This is a genomic window from Paracoccus sulfuroxidans, from assembly GCF_007830335.1.
GTDB lineage: Bacteria > Pseudomonadota > Alphaproteobacteria > Rhodobacterales > Rhodobacteraceae > Paracoccus > Paracoccus sulfuroxidans.
The window spans coordinates 419899-440192 of record NZ_VLKU01000001.1 but is presented as its reverse complement, the minus strand read 5'-3'; the positions used below and the strand labels follow the sequence as shown (position 1 = coordinate 440192).

Here is a 20294-nt window from a genome sequence, read left to right as displayed (position 1 = left end):
TGTCCGGCTTACTGGGGCGTGCGGGGCGCAGGGCGGACCTGCTGCCCCTCGGCCAGCCGGTTGGCACCGACGGCAACCACATTCAGCGGCCCGTCGATCTGCGCGCGCACGAGGGTCGTGTCGCCTTCGATCCGCTGGACGGCGGCGGGGATGGCGGCGGTGCGCTGCTGATCCGTCACCTGCCAGAATGAGGGGCCTGTGCCCGTGCCCGGATCAAACAGCGCGGCCGAGGGCAGGCGCAGCAGACTGCCTTCCACCTCATCGGGAAGGGCAAGTGTCAGCCAGCCGGTATTGCCAAAAGAGAGATCCGCCAGCGCGCCCGGCGGCAGGGCAAAGCGGGTGCGATGGGTATGGGTCGTGGGATCGGCGGCGGGGCTTGCCTCGCGCAGGGTGACGGGCAGCTGCTCGGCAGGGCGGACCCAGGGGGTGAAGCTGCCCTGAATGCGGTCGCGGGCGGCGTAAAGCGGCTCGGGCAGGTTCACCTCGACCTCCAGCCGTTCGGTGCGCGCGACGCCCAGCACGGTCTGGCCTGCGGCGACGATCTGCCCCGGCTCGATCGCGCGTTCGGTCACGATGCCGTCGAACCCCGCGCGCAAGGTGGTGTAGCCCAGCGAGTTCGTGGCGATGTCCAGTTGCGCCTCGGACCGATCCAGACGCGCGCGCGCCTCTTGCAGCTGGCTGCGCGCGGCGTCGAGTTGCGCAATCGAGGCGACGCCGCTTTCGCGCAGCGAGGTCGCGCGCTTTTCGTCCGAGGTCGCCGTTTCCAGCGCCTGACGCGCGGCATTCACCTCGGCCCGGTTCTGCTGGACGATCAGGTCGAAATCGGTGCGCGTCAGCCGCGCGATCTCTTGCCCCTGGCTGACGCGGTCGCCCACATCGACCAGCCGCGCCTCGACCCGGCCGGTGACCTGAAAGGCATAGGGGGTCTCGCTCATCGGGCGCAGGATGGCGACCAGACGGCGGGACTGCTGCGCGGCCTCGGGCGTGACCCTGACCGTGATCACCGAGGCAATCGGCGCGGCGGGCGTGCGGGCGTCGGTGGCGCCGCGCGCCTCGTGAAGCGCGAAAGCGCCAGCGGCGGCGAACACCGGCAGCGCAATGAGGCTCAGCAATGGCCAGCCCCGAAGGCGGCGGCGCGGGACGGTGTTGTCAGCAGGCACGGTCATCGTATCCCTTTCAGGGCGAAGGGGCGGGACCGGCTGGTCCCGCCGCAAGGGCCGTCAGCTTGAGGTGACGGGCGTCGCGCGGGGCAGCTCGGGCGCGGGCTGGCGCAGTTCCAGAATGCCGATGATCAGCAGCACCGCTGCGATCCCCAGCAGGATCGGCGTGGCACCCTGCGCGACGTTCCAAAGCTGAAGCGCCACCAGCGCAAAGCGCAAAAGCGCGTCGAGGCGACCCATCTCGGGCGTCGGGTTGCGCAGTTTGGCCACGGCCCAGACGATGACGAAACATCCGGCCAGGTTCAGAAAGAACATCGAGGTCGGGTCGACGGGCAGGAACTCGGTCCCGAAACCCAGTTGCAGGTCCAGCCACTGGACGATCTGCAGGACGATATAGGCCATCGGCGGAATGGCCAGCGCGGCCGTCGCGACGATGTCATAGATCGCGCCTGCGCGGACGATTTTGGCATAGCTCTCGGGGGTCATGACAGGTGTCCTTCTGTTGGATGCGCGCGCTGCAGCTCTGCCAGCAGATCGCGGATTTCACGGAATTCGGCGGGCGCAAGGTCAAGCGCCGCGCCATGGTCAAGGACGCGGGCGATGTCCTGCGCGCGTTCTTCGGGTGAAACGAAATAGCCGGGTTGAGTGGCCCGCTCGCGCAGGGCGCAAAGTTCGGCCAGTTCCGGCCCGGCCTCGGCCAGCACGGCGCTGAGCGGGGTCGAGACGTTGCAAAGCCCGATGGGCAGAAACTGGATGTCGGGGTTCTCCAGTTGATAGACCCTCAAGAGCGCGTTCAGCGCCGCTTTCGAGGTCGCATAGCTGAGCATTCCCGCACGCTGCCGCACGCCCGAAATCGAGGCCGAAGCGACGATCCGTCCCGGCCTTGAGGGCAGCGAGATGCAGGCGTCAATGGTGGCCTTCACGCCGCCCACGTTCAGCGCCATCACCTCCATGAAGGCGTCGGCGCGCGTCAGATGCGCCAGACGCGGGGGCGGGCCGAAGCTGCCCGCATTCGCGAAGATCGTGTCAAAGCCCAGCGTGCCCGCCATCTGCGCCAGACGCACCAGCGCGGGGGCGACCGTCTGGAACTGCGTCAGATCGGCCGTGACGTGATGAAAGCGCGGATGATCCGCCAGCGCACCCGGCCCGCGACGCGAGACACCGCAGACGGTATGGCCGCGTTGCAGGTATAGCCGCGCCAGCGCATGGCCGATGCCGCTGCTGGTGCCGGTGATGAGGATCGTCTGCATGCCGCGCATCAGAATTTCCCGGCGCTGAAGCCGCCGTCAACATCAAGGACCGCACCGGTCATATAGCTGGCCGCATCGCTCAGCAGGAACAGCGCGGTGCCTGCGACTTCCTCGGGCTCTGCCATGCGCTTCATCGCGGTCACGGCCAGCTTGCGGCGCGTGGCCTCGGGGTTGGCGGCCAGCCGCTCGGCCGAGTTCATGCCGCCCAGCGTCGGGCCGGGGGCAATGGCGTTGACGCGCACCGGATGGCGGTCGCCCTCCTGCGTGGCGTTCTCGATGGCAGCGACGCGGGTCAGGCTGTTGATCCCGGCCTTGCTGACCGAATAGGCGGCCTGATCGGCGATCACCTGCACACCCGCGCAGGAGGAAACATTGACGATGCTGCCCCCCGGCTGGCGCGAGATCAGCCGAAGCTGGTGGCGCAGGCATTGCAGCGTGCCCGTCAGGTTGATGTCGATGATGCGCCGCCAGGCGTCGAGGTCCAGATCGCGCACCGGCGCGCGGGGCGCGGTTACGCCGGCGTTGTTCACGGCGACATGCAGCGGCCCCTCGGCCTCGACGTCCGAGAACATGCGCTCGACTTCGGCGGGGTCGGCGATGTCGCAGGCGATGAAGCGGCAGCGTCCGCCGATGCGCTCGGCGGCCTCGGCGCCGCGTTTGGCATCACGTCCGGTGATGATCACCCGGGCGCCCAAGGCCGCCAGTTGATGCGCGATGGTTTCGCCAATCCCCTGAGTGCCGCCGGTGACCAGCGCGTTCCTGTTTGCGAAAGACATGCAGAACCTATGAATAAACGATTTCCGCAGGGCGGAGATATTTCGGATTGACGCAGCAATAGACCCGGTCCAGCCGGGGATTGCCCTTGTCGCGAAAGCAGTTGCCGTCAAAGCGGCAGCGGTGAATGCCCGGGTCTCCGGCGGCCGCCTTCGCGACCAGATCATTGTCGGCGAATAGCGCGCGGGTCATGCCGATCAGATCGGCGCCGGTGGCGAGCATCGCCTCTTCAGCCGCCTCAAGGCTGCCGACGAAGCCTGCAAATCCCAGCTTCAGACCGGTGCCCTTGCGGATTGTCGCCACGCCATCCTGCAGGCGCTGGCTGGCCTCGGGCGAATAGCTCAGCATCGAGGCAAAGGTCTGGCCGATCGACATCGAGCATTCAAGCGATGCGACCCCTGCCTGTTCCAGCATCACAAGGCAGGGCAGCAGCAGATCGGGGCGCTGGCCGCCCTCGGGCAGGCAATCGTCGATGCCAAGCCGGACGGAAATCTCGATCCCCGGCGCGGCGGTGCGGATTGCGGCGATCACCTCCAGCAGGAAACGCATGCGGCGCGCAGCATCGCCGCCATATTCGTCCTGCCGCCGATTGGTATGGGGCGAGAGGAACGAGCTTAGCAGATAGCCGTTCGACGCCTGCAGCGAAATAAGCCGCGCCCCCGCCTGCTGGGCCAGCGCCGCCGCCCGGGCGAACTGCGCCTGCACGGCGCGGATGTCGTCCATCGTCATGGCGACGGTGCGATAGTCGGGATCGGCCTTGGCTATGCGCGGGCAGGGCACGCCGCTGGGCGACATGAGCGCGCCACCGCCCATCCGCACGCTGCCCTGCGCGCCGTAATGCTGAAGCTGCACGACGACCGGGCAGTCGCGATCCTGACCATAGCGCAGCAGCGGGGCCAGCGCCTGGGCTTGCCGCCGGTCGTGAAGGCAAAGGCCGCGTTCCTGCAAGCGTGTGCCCGCATCGACTGAGGCATTCCCAAGCACCACCATCCCCGGCCCGCCGCCGATGATGCCGCGATAGAAGGCCGCCATCTCTTCGGATGCGGTGCCGTCGGGATGCGCGACATCGATCCCCATAGGCGCGAAGAAGATGCGGTTCCGCAGCCGGATGCTCCGCCCCAGACGGAGCGAAGACAGGGCGAAGGGATAGCGACCATGGCCCATCGCGTCAGGCCGTGGCGGCGAGTTTGGCGGGCTCAACCGTGACCGAGGCGTCTTCGGTGAAGAAACAATGACATTTGATGGTTTCCTGCAGGTCATAGCGCTGCTCGGCCGAGAGATTTGCGAAAGAGATCTCGTGTTGACCATCGGCGCAGTCCTGACCCGGACCCACCAGAGGCAGGGTCAGGAAGCCATGCCCCTCGACGTGGAAAGTTAGACTGCGCAGATCGTCTTGCACATTCGGCGCGCTGGCCAGACGGACGGCGGACATCGAAAGCGCCTCGATCCGCACGTTCTGCAAGGTGCCCGCGACATCGGTCACGAAGGCGCTGGACTGCACCCGGGCCGAGGGCAGGAACCAATGCCCGGACGGGAACTTCAGCGTCCGCATCCGCTTGAAAAGCTTCATCTTCATCGCACCGCCCTGCAGGCGCACGCGCGAGACGAGCCGGCCATTCTGGTAAAACGACGCCGTCTTGTCGACGAAACGCGGCTGCTTGCGGGCCTGCATCTGCGTCTGGGTGACGACCACCTCAAGATCATAGGCGGATTCGACATAGCTCGAGAACTCAACCTCGAGGCTGGAGATCGAAATCGAGACATCACCGCGCGCATAACCGCTGTGATTGTAGAAATAATGATACATCGCCTGACGGGCAATTTCGATCAGCATCAGCCCCGGAACATGCTCATGCGATTTGCGATAGAAGAAGTAATTCGTCGTATCGTTCAGAACGTCATAGCGGTTGATTGGGCAGATACCGTTTTCAATTCGCGTGGCCATCAGGGTTGCCAACCGCATCCGCTGTTCGGTTGACAGATTGTCTGCCTCGGAAAAGCGCGCGAAATATTGCGCGATATTGCTGGGCAGAGTGCTGGACGTAATGCGCCATTCCAGCCCGGTATTCTCATAGAATTGCGACAGATCGAACTGGAAACTGTCGGCGCTTTCAACCGCATCCAGCGGAATATGCGTAGGGGCCGCGCGCAGGAACAGCTGATCACCGAGCGACCGATAGGCCTTGTTCAAAAGCCCGATCTCATCGAATGCGAGGCCGGATTTCAGCGCAACCGTTTCCTCGGGGCCGATGAGGGCAGGCAGGATCAGATCGAAATTCTTCAGCAGGACGTCTTCGGTGCAGTCTTTATGAAGAATCTTTGGAGTAATCGGATGCTGTGTCATGATTTGAACCACCAAACTTTTTATTCGAAATGTGACCGAGCATTTTGCGGACAATAATCCCATGCGCCGGCCCGACCGGAAGCATATAGGCCCGACCCAGAAGGTTATGGGTCTTGACCGAAGTCACGAGGCTCAACCGGCGCAAATCACCGACTGGCGCATCAAGGCAAATCGACACCACGACAATCAAATGCTTGTCGCGGGAGGTCACGGCGAGTTCATCCTTTGAAGCGTAAAGAACCTCAAAGAAATCAATCTTGTCCCCCGGCTTGCCCTCGGCAAAAGAACCGGCCCCTTTGAAGCCCGTAATTGGCTCCAGGCCGAATATCCTGCCGATGGCGTCGCGAAGCCAGAATGACAGCCGCAACGGCGCAGGGTTATAGGAGGTCAATGCGTGATAGGCATCAAGCGCGTTCATACGCGCGTCGATCCAGGTTTGATCCTGATGATAGAAATTCAGCCTGTCACGCTGATCAGCCAGTAATGCACCTGTTTCGTTGCAACGGCTGGTCATGACATTCCCTTTCGGTCAGGCTGAAATCAGTTCGATCTGCGCAGCTTCCGCCTTGAGCAGCAGCTTTTCATAGACCTCATCAGGGCGTTCCTGCGCGCCGATGATGCGCGGCAGCAGGCTCTTGACCTCGGTCTTGATGGCGGCATCCTCGATGAACACGGATTCATAGACCGAGATCGGAGGAAGATAGCGCGCTTTGACATAGAATGCCGTTTGCTGGATCGGGCGCAACAATTCGTCGATGGTGTAATTGTTGAAACCACCTGCACGATAGCCTTCGGCGGGTGCGCCGACGGCGGTTACCACCAGAAACTCTTTATCGGCAAGCTTGTCGCCGCCCCTGGCATAGGCGAAGCCCGGCAGGAACACATCGTCCAGCCATTTCTTCATCAATGCAGGGACAGAATACCAGTAAAGAGGGAACAGAAACACGATACGATCATGTCTGCGAAGAAGATCCTGCTCACGAGCAATGTCAAATTCGTAGTGACGATGATTTTCTGAAAGGCGATGAATGGTCGCAGAACTCTCGGACAATTGTTCGAGGAATTCGGCATTCACGCGCGATCTGTTCAAGTCAGGGTGACCTGAAACAACAAGGACTCTCATGGAATACCCCCGTGAGCAAAAAATTTTGAACCAACTAATATATCAAGGTATTATATTCTAATGGGCGTTTTCTAGCACAGGTAGCGTGAACGCGAAAAGCGCGTTTTGCGATCCTAAGCGGCTTTTTGCTGTTGCAGCATTTTCGATGCGCTGAATGCCGCGACTCGGTGGCGAAATCGGAATGTCCGAAAACCCGGCGGAACACCTTGAATTTACGACGAATAGATGACGCTTATTGGTAACACCGGAACAGGAGCGGTAAGATTTCCCTCTGATCCTGCCAAATGAAAGAACCTCGTTCCTGAAATTTATTATGCAAGTGCAGAAAGATATTCATAAACAAAAGCGTTCAGTCTGAATTGTGCTAAACCCGGTTTCGTCGCCCGGATGATCCGGCAGCACGATCGGCCCGTCCTGCAGCGCGTCAAAATGATTCGCCGCCTGCCTTCACTCGGAGGGCAGGTGGCGATGATCTGGCAGAAATCAAACTCGAACGGCGGTCAGCCGCATTTCGAATGACCGCAAGAGGGGCAGGTCATGCAGCCCTCGATCATGCGCATCCCGAACTGTCCGCAGGAGGGGCAGGCGGGGCCGCGCGGCGTCTCTCCGATGGCGACGACATTGGCTTTCGGGTCGGATTTCAGCCCCATGCCTTCGCCCGCGATGAAGCCCGTGGCGATCAGATGGCGTTCGATGACGCCGCCGATGGCCGCGAGGATTGAGGGCACGTAGCGCCCCTCGATCCATGCGCCGCCGCGCGGATCGAACACCGCTTTCAGCTCTTCGACGACGAAGGACACGTCGCCACCGCGCCGGAACACGGCCGAGATCATCCGCGTCAGCGCGACGGTCCAGGCGTAATGCTCCATGTTCTTCGAGTTGATGAAAACCTCGAACGGGCGGCGATGTCCGGCCTGCACCACGTCATTGATGGTGATGTAGATGGCATGCTCGCTGCCGGGGAACTTCAGCTTGTAGGTCGCGCCTTCCAGCGCCGAGGGCCGGTCCAGCGGCTCGGTCAGATAGACGACATCGGCGCCGGTATCGGCCTCGGGGGCCTTTTCGCTCGTTTCGCTGACCGACAGGACGCTGCCGGTGACGTCGTTCGGGCGATAGGTCGTGCAGCCTTTGCAGCCCTGATCCCAGGCGGCCATATAGACGTCCTTGAACGCCTCGAAGCTGATGTCCTCGGGGCAGTTGATCGTCTTCGAGATCGAGCTGTCGACCCATTCCTGCGCGGCCGCCTGCATGGCGACGTGATCCAGCGGAGCCAGCGTCTGCGCGTTGACGAAATAGTCGGGCAGGGGCGCGTCGCCCTTCAGGTCGCGCCACATCTGCACGGCGTAATCGACGACCTCTTCCTCGGTCCGCGAGCCGTCCTTCTGCAGGACCTTGCGCGTATAGGCATAGGCAAAGACCGGCTCGATCCCCGAGCTCACGTTACCCGCGTAAAGGCTGATCGTGCCGGTCGGGGCAATCGAGGTCAGCAGGGCGTTGCGGATGCCATGTTCGCGCACGGCGTCACGCACATCCGCATCCATCCGCTGCATGAAGCCCGATGTGAGATAGGCGTCTGCCTCGAAGAGCGGGAAGGCCCCTTTCTCCTTGGCCAGATCGACCGAGGCCAGATAGGCCGAGCGTGCGATGGCTTTCATCCAGACACGCGTCTGCTCGACCGCATCTTTCGCGCCATAGCGCAGGCCCAGCATCAGCAGGGCGTCGGCAAGGCCGGTCACGCCCAGACCGATGCGGCGCTTGGCATGCGCCTCGGCCTCTTGCTGCGGCAGCGGGAAGCGCGAGGCGTCGACGACATTGTCCATCATCCGCACGGCGGTCCGCACCAGCGTGTCCAGCGCCTCGGGGTTCAGCCGTGCCTTGTCGGTGAACGGCGCTTCGACCAGCCGCGCAAGGTTGACCGAGCCCAGCAGGCAGGCGCCATAGGGCGGCAGCGGCTGCTCACCGCAGGGGTTCGTGGCCGCGATGGTCTCGACATAGTTGAGGTTGTTGGCCTTGTTGATCCGGTCGATGAAGATGACGCCCGGCTCGGCAAAATCATAGGTCGCGCGCATGATCCGGTTCCACAGATCCAGCGCCCTCACCGTGTGATAGACCTTGCCGTCAAAGACCAGATCCCAGGGGCCGTCGGCCTTGACCGCATCCATGAAATCATCGGTGACAAGGACCGAGAGGTTGAACATGCGCAGCCGTGCGCTGTCCTGCTTGGCCTCGATGAACTGTTCGATATCGGGGTGGTCGCAGCGCATCGTCGCCATCATCGCCCCCCGACGCGAGCCTGCGGACATGATGGTGCGGCACATGGCGTCCCAGACATCCATGAAGCTCAGCGGACCCGAGGCATCCGCCGCTACGCCCTTCACCACCGCGCCGCGCGGGCGGATGGTCGAGAAATCATAGCCGATGCCGCCGCCCTGCTGCATGGTCAGCGCGGCCTCTTTCAGCATCTCGAAAATGCCGGCCATGCTGTCGGGGATCGTGCCCATGACGAAGCAGTTGAACAGCGTCACCGAGCGTCCGGTGCCCGCGCCCGCAAGGATCCGGCCTGCGGGCAAAAATTTGAAATCCTCAAGAGCGGTGTAGAAGCGGTCTTCCCAATGCTCGGGGTTCTTTTCTACCGAGGCGAGGTCACGGGCGACGCGACGCCAGCTATCTTCGATCGATAGATCGACCGGCTTCGATTCGGCGTCCTTCAGCCGATACTTCATGTCCCAGATCTGCTCGGCAATAGGGGCTGCAAAACGGGTCATGACTATATCCTTGGCTGCGGTCAGGGGAGGCATACTAAATAAGCCTCCCTGACCCAGAAAGCCAGAGCTATTGGCGCCCGATCCGGCGCCAAATCTTCGACGCGGCCGGTCAGTTTGACGGAGGCTGCCCCGTCAGTTCGTCGATGACATTCTGCCACAATTCGACCGGTTGCGCGCCCGAGATGGCGTGCTGATCGGCGATGATGAAGGTAGGCACTGCAGTGATGCCGCGTTCTGCCGCGTGACGTTCGCGGATCGCGACCTGATCAAGATCGGCATCGGTGGCCAGAAGGCGGCGGATCATTTCGGGCTTCATCCCGGCCTTCTCTCCGATCTCGACCAGCACATCGGGGTTCGAGATGTTGCGCCCCTCGCGCCAATGCGCCCGCATCAGGGCGGACATGACCGGGGTCTGCACACCCTCCAGCCCCGCCCAATGCATCAGCCGATGGGCGTTGCGGGTGTTCGGCATCCGCTCGATCAGCGCGGGGTTGATCCAAAGCCCTAGCCGTTCAGAGGCCTGCATGACTGGACCCATGGCCTCGATGATGCCCTTTTCGTTGCGGAACTTCGCCAGCATGTAATCGACATAGGGCACGCCCTCGGGCGGCAGGCCGGGGTTCAGCTCATAGGGGTGCCAGGTGATCGCGAAGGGATGATCGGGGCGGCTTTCCAGCGCGCGATCCAGCTGGGCCTTGCCGATCAGGCACCAGGGGCAGACCGGATCGGCGAAGATATCAAGGCGGACCGAGGCGGTCATCGGGGCTCTCCTGTCGTGGCGCGGGCTGCGGGCTTTTCCCATTCCATGATGTGGAAATAGGGCGCGCGGCGAAAGCGGTTGGCGGTCGCAGTGTCGCCATGGGGTTCTGGCTCGTCGAAATGACGCAGCAGCAGGCCGGTGGCCAGCAGCGGCTGCATATAGTCGCGGAACGGGCGATGCCAGTTGCGAATATGGATGCCGCGCCAGCTGACCCATTCGGCGCGCGGCTGAAGATAGTGGTCGAGCCGGAACCCCTGCACCGGACCGTCGCTGCGCATCCAGCCGCCTGCGGTGTTGAAGCTGTTGAGATTGGCGATCAGCAGCGCGCCGCCCGGCCGCAGCACGCGGGCCATTTCCTGAATGCCGCGCGTGCTGTCCTCAATGTCGATAAGGGTCAGGTAGCTGACCACCAGATCAAAACTGTCGTCGGGAAAGGGCAGCGCCTCGGCTCCGGCCTCGAGATATTCGCCCTTCGGGTCGCGGCTTTGGGCGGCGGCCAGCAGCGATGGCGTCGGGTCGATCCCGGTCGTGGCGACGCCTTCGTCGCGCAGCAGGCGGCAGAACCGCCCCTCGCCACAGCCGACGTCCAGCGCATTGGCAAATCCGCGCCCGCGGACCCGCGCCAGCATCGGCTCATCCAGCACAAAGCGGCGCGAGAAATCGCCCGTCTCGCCCTGATCGGCGATCCATGCGGCCGCCGAGCTTTCCCAGCCATTCGTCATTCCACGCGGTCCTTGCGATGGGCCTCGCGCAGCGCGCGGCGGTTGATCTTGCCGGTTGCGGTGCGGGGCAGGGCGTCCAGATGGATGTATTCGCGCGGCTGTTTATAACGCGCAAGGCTGGCCGCGCCCGCCGCTTCCATCACCGCACGCGTGGCCTCGCCGGTCCAGAAGGCGACAATGACGCTGGCGCCATTGGCCACGGGGATCTCGGTCGCGGCGATGTCTCCGGCCCCAGGAACGAGGGCCAGCGCATCCTCGACCTCGCCGGGCGAGAGGCGGAAGCCGCCCGCATTCATCATGTCATCGCCACGGCCCAGCGTGGTGATGGCCCCGTCCGCCGAGGCCTGCGCCAGATCGCCGGTCAGGAACCAGTCGCCGTGAAAGCGGGCGGCAGTGTCCTCGGGCTGGTCCAGATAGCCCAGATAGAGCCCGGGATCCGAGCGGTGGACGGCCAGCTCCCCCGCCTCGCCGACCGGGGCCTCGGTGCCCTCTTCGGTCAGGATGGCGATGCGGCGGCCGGGTTGGGGAAAGCCTGCGGTGCCGTGGGGCGCGGGGCGGTCCGGGCTGCCCGACAGGAAGGTCGAGCATTCGGACATGCCCATCGCCTCATGCAGGTCGCTGCCCGTGCGCTGCTGCCAATCCTGCCGCAGCGCGGGGTCGAGGCGCTCGCCCGCCGTCAACCCGTGACGCAGCCCCTGCCAGGGCGTCCAATCGGCCCGCAGCATGCGCCGGAAAACGCCCGGCGCCGCGGCGATCAGCGTGGCCCCGTGGCGCGAGGCCAGAAGCGGGATCTGCTCGGGTGTGGTGCCATCGGCGGGGATCAGCGCCGTCGCGCCCTTGGTCCAGGGGTCCATGAGGCCGGTGCCGAGCGTAAAGGTCCAGTTGAACGCGCCCGCATGCAGCAGCCGGTCCGTGGGCTCAAGCCCATACCAGCCCTGAAACATCATCCGGCGCGCTAGAATGGCGCGATGGGCATGGCAGACCGCGCGCGGCTTGCCCGAGGTGCCCGAGGTGAAGACGATATAGGCCAGCCGGTCCGGGTCACCCTGCTGGAAGCTGGCCGGGGGCAGGGACGCGAATTCACCAAGCTGTTCAGCCGGGATGACCGGGGCCGGGTCGTCCGGCAGCGCCACCCCGCTGTCGGCCACGATGGCGGCGGGGCGGACCACGCGGGCCAGCGAGGTGATCTCGCGCGCCGTCAGCATGGCCGAGGTCGGGACCGGAACGATCCCTGCGGCGATGGCTGCCAGATAAGTCACGGGAAAGGCGGGCGTATTTCCAAGACGCATCAGCAGCCGGTCGCCGGGACGCAGGCCCGCTTCCAAGAGGCCGGTGGCGGTTCCCAGCACGGACTGGCGCAGCCGCGCATAGGACCAGCGATCCGCGCGGCTGAGACCCACGATGGACATGGCCAGTTTGTCCGGGGTTCCCAGCCCTGCGGTGAGCACGTGTTCGGCCAGATTCATTGCTGTCCTTTCAGTCCCTCTGCTCCGGGGCTTGCCGGAATCAGGCGTCAATGAAACGCGCTGAAAGGAACCTGTCCAGATGCAACAAAGTTTGAATGGCGGCCCGCTGGCACGGGCCGCCATGAAATTCCGGGGGTGAACTGCCTCAGAGCAGTTTCAGGTCCGAAGCCGAGCTGCGGCCGTCGCGGCCGGACTGAAGCTCATATTCGATCTTCTGGTTGTCGTTCAGGCCGGTAAGGCCCGCGCGCTCGACTGCCGAGATGTGAACGAAGACATCTTTGCCGCCATCATCCGGCGCGATGAAACCATAGCCCTTGGTGGCGTTGAACCATTTTACGGTGCCGGTAGCCATTACCGTCTCTCCTTCAAGTGTTCCCGAAGCGAGATTGCTCCGGGCCGTGCAGCCCCTTCCAGTAAGTCCAGCTGCCCATGAGAGGCGAGGCGGTAGAAAGTAGTGCTCACGCGTAAGAGAGGATAACGATTCGCCTAAAAACGCAAGCGTGAATGCGTGGATTGCACTTACGCAGCGTCAACCTATCCTAAAAGATAGGCAGATTATCGCTGGTCCGGTGCAGTTGCCTCTTTCGACAAGGTTTCCACGGCTTCGTCAAGCGAGATGGTGCGGCTGCCCTGCTGATCCAGCCTGCGGATCGAGACCGTACGCTCGGCCACCTCTTTCATGCCGATGGCCATGATGACCGGAACCTTGCCGACGGAATGCTCGCGGACCTTGTAATTGATCTTCTCGTTCCGCGTATCGGCCTCGGCGCGAAGGCCCGCTTGGCGCAGGGTCTGCACGACCTCATGGACGTAATCATCCGCATCCGAAACGATCGAAGCGACGACCACCTGCCGGGGCGTCAGCCACAGCGGAAGCTTGCCGGCCGAGCTTTCCAGCAGGATGCCGATGAAGCGCTCGAACGAGCCCAGCACCGCGCGGTGCAGCATATAGGGGCGGTGTTTCGCGCCATCCTCGCCGATGTAATTCGCATCCAGCCGCTCGGGCAGGTTCGGGTCGACTTGCAACGTGCCGCATTGCCAGTCGCGGCCGATGGCGTCGCGCAGCACGAATTCCAGCTTCGGGCCATAGAACGCGCCTTCGCCGGGGCTGAGCTCATAGCTGTAGCCCGCCTTGGTCACGGCGGCGGCCAGCGCGCCCTCGACGATGTCCCAGCTTTCTTCCGAGCCGATGCGGTGATCGGGGCGCGTGGACAGCTTGACGCGGAATTCCTCGAAGCCGAGATCCTTGTAGATCATCGACAGAAATTCGATGAATTTCTTCGTCTCGGGTTCGATCTGATCTTCGGTGCAGAAGATATGCGCGTCATCCTGCGTGAAACCGCGCACGCGCATGATGCCATGCAGCGCGCCCGAGGGCTCATAGCGGTTGCACGAGCCGAATTCGGCCATGCGCAGCGGCAGGTCACGATAGGATTTCAGGCCGACGTTGAAGATCTGGACGTGGCAGGGGCAGTTCATCGGCTTCAGCGCGTTGACGGTCTTTTCGCGCGCGTGATCCTCGTCGACTTCGACGATGAACATATGCTCCTGATAGTTTTCCCAATGGCCCGAGGCTTCCCACAGCTTGCGGTTCACCACTTGCGGCGTGTTCACCTCGACATAGCCGCCGCGACGCTGCTGGCGGCGCATATAGTCCTGAAGCGTGGTGTAGATCGTCCAGCCGTTCGGGTGCCAGAAGACCTGACCGGGGGCCTCTTCCTGCATGTGGAAGAGATCCATTTCCCGACCAAGCTTGCGGTGGTCGCGCTTGGCGGCCTCTTCCAGCATGGTCAGATGCGCCTTCAGGTCATCGCGGTTGCGGAAGGCGATGCCATAGATGCGCTGCAGCATGGGGCGCGAGGCGTCGCCCAGCCAGTAAGCGCCCGCGACATGCGTCAGCTTGAAGGCATCGGCCGGAACCTGACCCGTTGTCTGCAGGTGCGGACCGCGGCAGAGATCCTGCCAGTCGCCGTGCCAATACATCCGCAGATCCTCACCCTCGGGGATGCGGTTGATCAGCTCGACTTTGAAGGGCTCATTGCGGTCTTCGTAATATTTCACCGCGCGGTCGCGGTTCCAGACCTCGGTCTTGACCGCGTCACGGGCGGCGATGATCTGCTTCATCTTCTGTTCGATCTGGCCGAGGTCTTCGGGCGTGAAGGGCTCGGCGCGGTCGAAGTCATAAAACCAGCCGGCATCGCGGACCGGGCCGATGGTGACCTTCACATCGGGCCAGATTTCCTGCACGGCGCGGGCCATGATATGGGCGAGGTCGTGGCGGATCAGTTCCAGCGCCGGACCTTCGTCCTTCATCGTGTTGATCGAGATGGTGCCGCTGGCCGTGATCGGCCATTGCAGGTCGACATGCTTGCCATCGACCTGAGCCGAAATCGCGTTCTTCGCCAGGCTGGGCGCAATCGACGCGGCGACTTCAGCGGCGGTCACGCCAGCCGGATAGTCACGCGAATTGCCATCGGGAAAGGTCAGGGAAATCTGGGACATGTCTGTCCTCCTCGTCAGTTTGGCGCCCACGGAACGCCCGGTTGCGGGTTATGGTGGCTGCGGTTTGACGCGCTTGCGTGGGGATGTCAATGAGGGGAGGTTGCGTGAAGTGGGGGCTTTGCGCCCCCGTCGCGCAGGCGCGACTCCCCCGCAGGATATTTGGGCATGAAAGAATGACGGAAGTTCTGAAGACAAGAGAGGGGCGGCGGATCGCCTTCAACCGGGTTCCGGGGCAGGGGCCGGGCGTCGTGTTCCTGGGCGGGTTCAAATCCGACATGCAGGGGACAAAGGCGGTTTTTCTGGAGGAATGGGCCCGGCGTGAGGGGCGGGCGTTTTTGCGCTTTGATTACTCGGGTCATGGCGAGTCGGAAGGCGCGTTCGAGGACGGCGCCATCGGCGACTGGTTTCTGGATGCGCGTGCCGTGATCGAGGAATTGACCGAGGGGCCGCAGGTTCTGGTGGGGTCCTCGATGGGGGGCTGGATCAGCCTTTTGGTGGCGCGGGCGATGTCTGAACGCGTTGCGGGGCTGGTGACCATTGCGGCTGCGCCGGATTTCACCGAGCAAGGCTTCTGGGCGGGGTTCGATGCCGAGGCGCGCGAGCGGTTGCTGCGGGACGGGCGGCTTGAGTTGCCGAGTGAGTATGGCGATGAGCCCTATGTCATCACCCGCCGTCTGATCGAAGAGGGGCGCGACCAGCTGGTGATGAACCAGCCGCTGTCCTTGCCCTTCCCGGTGCGTTTCCTGCAGGGCACCGCCGATGAAGACGTGCCTGTCGATTGGGCGACGGCATTACTGAACCATGCGGAGGGGCCCGATATGCGGCTGTTGCTGGTCAAGGGGGCGGATCACCGCTTCTCAACGCCGGACTGTCTGGCGGCCATTGTCACAGCCATCGACGAGGTCAGCGGACGCTGAAGCGTTCGCACAAATGGCGACGGCGGCCGCTGCGAGGCGACCGCCGTTTCATTCAGTGCAAGAGCCGGTCAGACCGCGATCTTCTGATCGGATTCGGCCGGGTCATGGCGGTCGCTGGGCGGCAGGCTGGCGCCTCCACGGCGACGGCGGCGCGGGCTTTCGGGCTTGGCGTCGCGCGACTGTTCGTCGATGAAGTCCAGAACCAGCGGGCGGATGTTCAGACGCCAGCTTTTGCCTGCAAAGATGCCGTAATGCCCGGCGCCGGGCTCGAGGTGCTGGACCTTTTTCTCGGGCGGGACGCCGGTGCAGAGATCGAGCGCCGCGACGCATTGGCCAGGCGCCGAGATGTCGTCATTCGCGCCTTCGACCGTCATCACCGCCACATCCTTGATGAGCGTCAGGTCCACGGGCCTGCCATCGACCGAGAAGCGGTTCTGCGCGATCTCGAGCCCTTTGAAGATCCGCTCGACCGTCGAGAGGTAGAATTCGGCCGTCATGTCCATGACCGCCAGATATTCGTCATAGAAGACGTTGTGGCGGTCGCTTTCCGAACCCTCGCCCCGCGCCTCGGCAAAGATCTTGTCGATGAAGGCCTTGGCATGGGTTTCGGCATTCATGGCGATGAACGAGCTGAGCTGTGCGAGCCCCGGATAGACCATCCGGCCACAGCCGCGATATTTGAAGCCGACCTGCTGGATCATCATATGCTCCAGCTCGCCCATGGTGACGCGGTTGCCGAAATCGGTGACCTCGGTCGCGGCGGCATCGGGGTCGATGGGGCCGCCAATGAGGATCAGAGAGCTGGGCTGGGCCTTGGGGTCCTGCTCGGCCAGGATCGCGGTCGCGGCCAGCGCCAGCGGCGCGGGCTGGCAGATCGCGATTACATTGGTGTCGGGGCCCATGTGGCGGATGAAGTCGACGAGGTATTTCGTATAATCCTCGACATCGAACTTGCCGCAGCTGACCGGGATGTCGCGGGCGTTGTGCCAGTCCGTCACATAAACCTCACAATCAGGCAGTAGCGAGGTGACGGTGGAGCGCAGCAGGGTCGCATAATGCCCCGACATCGGGGCGACGAGCAGCACCTTGCGCGGCATGGGGGCGCGGCGGGCAACGCGGAAATGAATCAGATCGCCGAAATCGCGTTTGAGCACGGTCTCGACATAGACGATATGGTCCTGACCGCCCTCGGAGACGATCGGCGGGATTTCCCAGTCCGGCTTGATGACCATGCGCGCAAAGCTGCGCTCGGTCACCCGTCCCCAGGCCGACATCAGCTTGAAGACCGGATGCGGGATCAAGGCGAATGCCGGATAGGAAGCCATGGCCCGAGCGCTGGCGCCCATCCATTCGCTGGTGTTGCGGATCGTCTCCATCGCATCGTAGGAGATGATGCCCTTCGCGCCCTTGTAAGTCTTCATGGATACCTATTCATTTTACTGGCTCGCCGCGCAGGACAGCGCTTTACCTGCGTGTCCGGGTAAGCATAATGATTTTATGGTTAGGGAGGATTGTCAATTATGTCGGGCAATGAAGACAATGCAGGCGCGGCGAACCGGGCGAAGAATGTCACAGCCGCCGCCTCGGCCGAGCCTGTAAAAACCCCCGCCAAGAGCGCCTCTCGCCGTACTGGAAAGTCCTCGGAAGGAAGCCCGGAAACTGCGCCGACGAAGGCCGCAAGAAAGCCTGCAGCGAAGGCTTCGGCCCGTGCAGGAGCGAAGGCGCAGACGGTTTCGGCCGGGTCATCAAAGGCCAATGCTGCGCCTGCGAAGAATGCAGCTGCAGCAAAGCCTGCGGCAAGAGCCGCCGCAAAATCAGCCGCTTCCGCGAAATCCGCGACCTCGGCCCGTGCCCGCGTCACCGCCCGCGCCGACACGCGCACGACTGGTCGTCGCAAGCCTGTTGCCGCTGACAAGGCTGCCCCGGCAACTGAAGCCCCGAAACCTGTCCCGGCCGAGGCAGCGGCGGCTCCTCTGCCCGCCCAACAGCCTGCGCCCAGCCCCCATGAGGCGAACGCAGACCGCGCCGATCTGGCGACCGGCAGCACGGCCGCATTTCTTGAGGCCGCTTTTGGCGTGAACAGCCATCTGCCTGAAAAACTGATGGCGAATATCGACCGGATCGAATCGCTGACCCAGCGGCTGGCCGTCGCCATGGCGCAGCGCAAGCAGAAGGCGCCGGGCGTCGAGGGGCCGGGTCCGGACCTGTTTACCACCGCGACCAATGCCTGGTTGAAGCAGCTGGCCGAACAGCCCGGTCGCATCATCGAACAGCAGGTCAGCTATTGGGGCGAGACGCTGCGCCATTTCGCCGATGCGCAATCGGCGATGGTACGCGGCACCCTGACCAGCCCGCCCGATGAGGGGCCCAGCGACCGGCGCTTCGCCAACCCGCTGTGGGAGCATCACCCGTTCTTCAACTTCGTGAAGCGCCAGTATCAGATCAATGCCAGCGCCATGGAGAAGGCCTCGCGTGAGCTGGACATTGAAAGCCTGACCGACCGTCGCCGCGTCGACTGGTTCACCCGTCAGATCATCGACATGATGGCGCCGACCAACTTTCTGGCGACCAATCCCGACGCGCTGGAAAAGGCGCTGGAGACCGAGGGCGAAAGCCTGGTCCAGGGGCTTGAGAATCTGGTCCGCGACGTTGAGCAGCACGGCGGCGAGATGATCGTCTCTCTGGCGGATCGCGATGCTTTCCGCGTGGGCGAGAACATCGGCACCACCAAGGGCACCGTGGTCGCGCGGACCCGGCTTTATGAGCTGATCCAATACGCGCCGACGACGGAAAGCGTGCACAAGACGCCGCTGGTGATCTTTCCGCCGTGGATCAACAAATTCTACATCATGGACCTGAAGCCGCAGAACAGCCTGATCAAATGGATTGTCGATCAGGGCTTCACGCTGTTCGTGGTGGCCTGGAAGAACCCCGACGACAGCTATGGCGACACGGGCATGGACGATTACGTCAATGCCTATCTGGAAGTCATGGACCGTATGCAGGACCTCACGGGTGAGGATCAGCTGAACGCCGTCGGCTATTGCATCGCCGGGACCACGCTGTCGTTGACGCTGTCCTTGCTGAAGCAGCGCGGCGACGACCGGGTGAAATCGGCGACCTTCTTTACCACGCTGACGGATTTCTCGGATCAGGGGGAATTCACCGCCTATCTACAGGACGATTTCGTCTCGGGGATCGAGGAAGAGATCTCGCATACCGGGATACTCTCGTCGAAGCTGATGACCCGGACCTTCAGTTTCCTGCGGGCGAATGATCTGGTCTGGGGCCCGGCGATTCGCAGCTATATGCTGGGCGAGGCGCCTCCGGCCTTCGATCTGCTGTTCTGGAACGGTGACGGCACGAACCTGCCGGGGCGCATGGCCAGCGAATATCTGCGCAATCTCTGTCAGCAGAACGCCTTCGTGGGCGAAGGTTTCACCCTGTTTGGCAAGCAGCTGAACATCCGCGATCTCGACCTGCCGATCTGTGCCATCGCCTGCGAGACCGACCATATCGCCCCGGCGCGCGACAGTTGGCGCGGCGTCTCGATGATGGCTTCGCGCGACAAGACCTTCATCCTGTCCGAATCCGGCCATATCGCGGGCATCATCAACCCGCCCAGCAAGAAGAAATACGGCCACTACACTTCGGATGCTGGGTTCGAGAAGGGCTATGAGGCATGGCGCAATGCTGCAGTGCGGCATGATGGAAGCTGGTGGGGCCGCTGGGGTCAATGGCTGGCCGGATATTCCGGTCCGACGGTTCCCGCGCGCGATCCGGGCGAGGGAATGGGGCCTGCACCGGGCATTTACGTGCACGAACGGCCTTGAAACCGGTCCTCTGACAAAAAGAACAAAAATTTTCTGCGGCGCAGCATTTCGGACTTGAATTGCTGCGCCGCAGCGTGTAGATAGGGGCTACGAAATGTGCGATATGGCAGAGCTAGCAATCCTCCCAAGTCTCTGCTGACAATGGAGAGCAAAATGGCCAAGACCCCTGATTTCACCAAGACCGCCCAAGAATTCCTCGCGAAGTTCCCGGTTGACACCTCGTCCTTCCAGGAAGCTTTCAAATCCCAGTCCGCTCTGAGCGAAAAGCTGGCCAAGGTCAGCCTGGCCGCCGCCGAGCGTTCGACCGAGATCACCGCCCAGTGGGCGAAAGACACCATCGCCCGCTTCGGCGAGCTGGCTGCTTCGAAAGAAGACCCGGCTGAGTACGCGAAAGCCGTTCAGGACTTCACCAGCGCTTCGGCCGAACTGGCCGCCGAGCACATCGCGGCCTTCGCTGAAGTCGCGAAGAAAGTCCAGATGGACACCGTTGACCTGATGCTGACCGCTGGCAAGGACATTGCCGCCGACGCTCAGAAAGTGGCCGAAAAAGCCACCCGCGAGACCCAGGCTGCGGTGAAGAAAGCCACCGCCGCTGCTTCGAACACCGTCAGCAAAGCCTGATTGTTTCGAACTGCAAGATGATGAGAAAGGGGCGGTTTACCGCCCCTTTTTCTATGC

The 20294-nt window shown here is 63.2% G+C and carries 18 protein-coding genes; 3 read left to right on the top strand and 15 right to left on the bottom strand.

The window, feature by feature from the left end; genetic code table 11:
• Window positions 1–8: 8 nt before the first annotated feature.
• From IQ24_RS02145 to thrS, 14 genes are all read right to left on the bottom strand, one after another.
• Window positions 9–1166: an efflux RND transporter periplasmic adaptor subunit gene (locus tag IQ24_RS02145; RefSeq protein WP_145396054.1), complete on the bottom strand. Its 1158-nt coding sequence runs from the start codon at window positions 1164–1166 to the stop codon at window positions 9–11.
• Window positions 1167–1220: 54 nt separating this feature from the next.
• Window positions 1221–1646, bottom strand: a complete 426-nt coding sequence (locus IQ24_RS02140) for a hypothetical protein (RefSeq protein ID WP_145396053.1) — start codon at window positions 1644–1646, stop codon at window positions 1221–1223.
• Window positions 1643–2419: an SDR family NAD(P)-dependent oxidoreductase gene (locus IQ24_RS02135; protein ID WP_145396052.1), complete on the bottom strand. Its 777-nt coding sequence runs from the start codon at window positions 2417–2419 to the stop codon at window positions 1643–1645. Before IQ24_RS02135 ends, IQ24_RS02140 begins: the two co-directional genes overlap by 4 nt.
• A complete protein-coding gene (locus tag IQ24_RS02130) occupies window positions 2419–3186 on the bottom strand; it encodes an SDR family NAD(P)-dependent oxidoreductase (RefSeq protein ID WP_145396051.1) in 768 nt (255 codons plus the stop codon). Before IQ24_RS02130 ends, IQ24_RS02135 begins: the two co-directional genes overlap by 1 nt.
• Window positions 3187–3193: 7 nt before the next feature.
• Window positions 3194–4348, bottom strand: a complete 1155-nt coding sequence (locus IQ24_RS02125) for an oxidoreductase (RefSeq protein ID WP_145396050.1) — start codon at window positions 4346–4348, stop codon at window positions 3194–3196.
• Window positions 4349–4352: 4 nt separating this feature from the next.
• Window positions 4353–5528, bottom strand: coding sequence for an AfsA-related hotdog domain-containing protein (locus IQ24_RS02120; RefSeq protein WP_158637470.1), 1176 nt, complete (start codon window positions 5526–5528; stop codon window positions 4353–4355).
• On the bottom strand, window positions 5491–6042 hold the full coding sequence (locus tag IQ24_RS02115) for a DUF2867 domain-containing protein (protein ID WP_145396048.1): 552 nt from the start codon (window positions 6040–6042) through the stop codon (window positions 5491–5493). Before IQ24_RS02115 ends, IQ24_RS02120 begins: the two co-directional genes overlap by 38 nt.
• A gap of 15 nt (window positions 6043–6057) precedes the next feature.
• Complete coding sequence (locus IQ24_RS02110) at window positions 6058–6651, bottom strand: NAD(P)H-dependent oxidoreductase (protein WP_145396047.1); 594 nt, start codon at window positions 6649–6651, stop codon at window positions 6058–6060.
• Window positions 6652–7151: 500 nt separating this feature from the next.
• Window positions 7152–9416: an adenosylcobalamin-dependent ribonucleoside-diphosphate reductase gene (locus IQ24_RS02105; RefSeq protein ID WP_145396046.1), complete on the bottom strand. Its 2265-nt coding sequence runs from the start codon at window positions 9414–9416 to the stop codon at window positions 7152–7154.
• A gap of 109 nt (window positions 9417–9525) precedes the next feature.
• Window positions 9526–10176: a DsbA family oxidoreductase gene (locus IQ24_RS02100; RefSeq protein WP_145396045.1), complete on the bottom strand. Its 651-nt coding sequence runs from the start codon at window positions 10174–10176 to the stop codon at window positions 9526–9528.
• Window positions 10173–10898: a class I SAM-dependent methyltransferase gene (locus IQ24_RS02095; protein WP_145396044.1), complete on the bottom strand. Its 726-nt coding sequence runs from the start codon at window positions 10896–10898 to the stop codon at window positions 10173–10175. The genes IQ24_RS02100 and IQ24_RS02095 overlap by 4 nt, the downstream gene beginning before the upstream one ends.
• Window positions 10895–12364: a class I adenylate-forming enzyme family protein gene (locus IQ24_RS02090; RefSeq protein ID WP_145396043.1), complete on the bottom strand. Its 1470-nt coding sequence runs from the start codon at window positions 12362–12364 to the stop codon at window positions 10895–10897. The genes IQ24_RS02095 and IQ24_RS02090 overlap by 4 nt, the downstream gene beginning before the upstream one ends.
• 145 nt (window positions 12365–12509) lie before the next feature.
• Window positions 12510–12716, bottom strand: coding sequence for a cold-shock protein (locus IQ24_RS02085; protein ID WP_036743973.1), 207 nt, complete (start codon window positions 12714–12716; stop codon window positions 12510–12512).
• Between the two features lie 203 nt (window positions 12717–12919).
• Window positions 12920–14866, bottom strand: a complete 1947-nt coding sequence (gene thrS, locus IQ24_RS02080) for a threonine--tRNA ligase (RefSeq protein ID WP_145396042.1) — start codon at window positions 14864–14866, stop codon at window positions 12920–12922.
• Window positions 14867–15039: 173 nt separating this feature from the next.
• Between thrS and IQ24_RS02075 the strand changes: the two genes are divergently transcribed.
• On the top strand, window positions 15040–15783 hold the full coding sequence (locus IQ24_RS02075; protein ID WP_145396041.1) for an alpha/beta hydrolase: 744 nt from the start codon (window positions 15040–15042) through the stop codon (window positions 15781–15783).
• Between the two features lie 68 nt (window positions 15784–15851).
• Here the strand turns inward: IQ24_RS02075 and phaZ are convergent, their stop codons facing one another.
• Window positions 15852–17204: a polyhydroxyalkanoate depolymerase gene (phaZ, locus tag IQ24_RS02070; protein WP_145396040.1), complete on the bottom strand. Its 1353-nt coding sequence runs from the start codon at window positions 17202–17204 to the stop codon at window positions 15852–15854.
• Window positions 17205–17303: 99 nt separating this feature from the next.
• Between phaZ and phaC the strand changes: the two genes are divergently transcribed.
• Together phaC and IQ24_RS02060 are read left to right on the top strand one after the other, a co-directional pair.
• On the top strand, window positions 17304–19616 hold the full coding sequence (phaC, locus tag IQ24_RS02065; RefSeq protein WP_145396039.1) for a class I poly(R)-hydroxyalkanoic acid synthase: 2313 nt from the start codon (window positions 17304–17306) through the stop codon (window positions 19614–19616).
• 153 nt (window positions 19617–19769) lie between these two features.
• Window positions 19770–20237, top strand: a complete 468-nt coding sequence (locus tag IQ24_RS02060; protein ID WP_145396038.1) for a Phasin — start codon at window positions 19770–19772, stop codon at window positions 20235–20237.
• Window positions 20238–20294 lie beyond the last annotated feature (57 nt).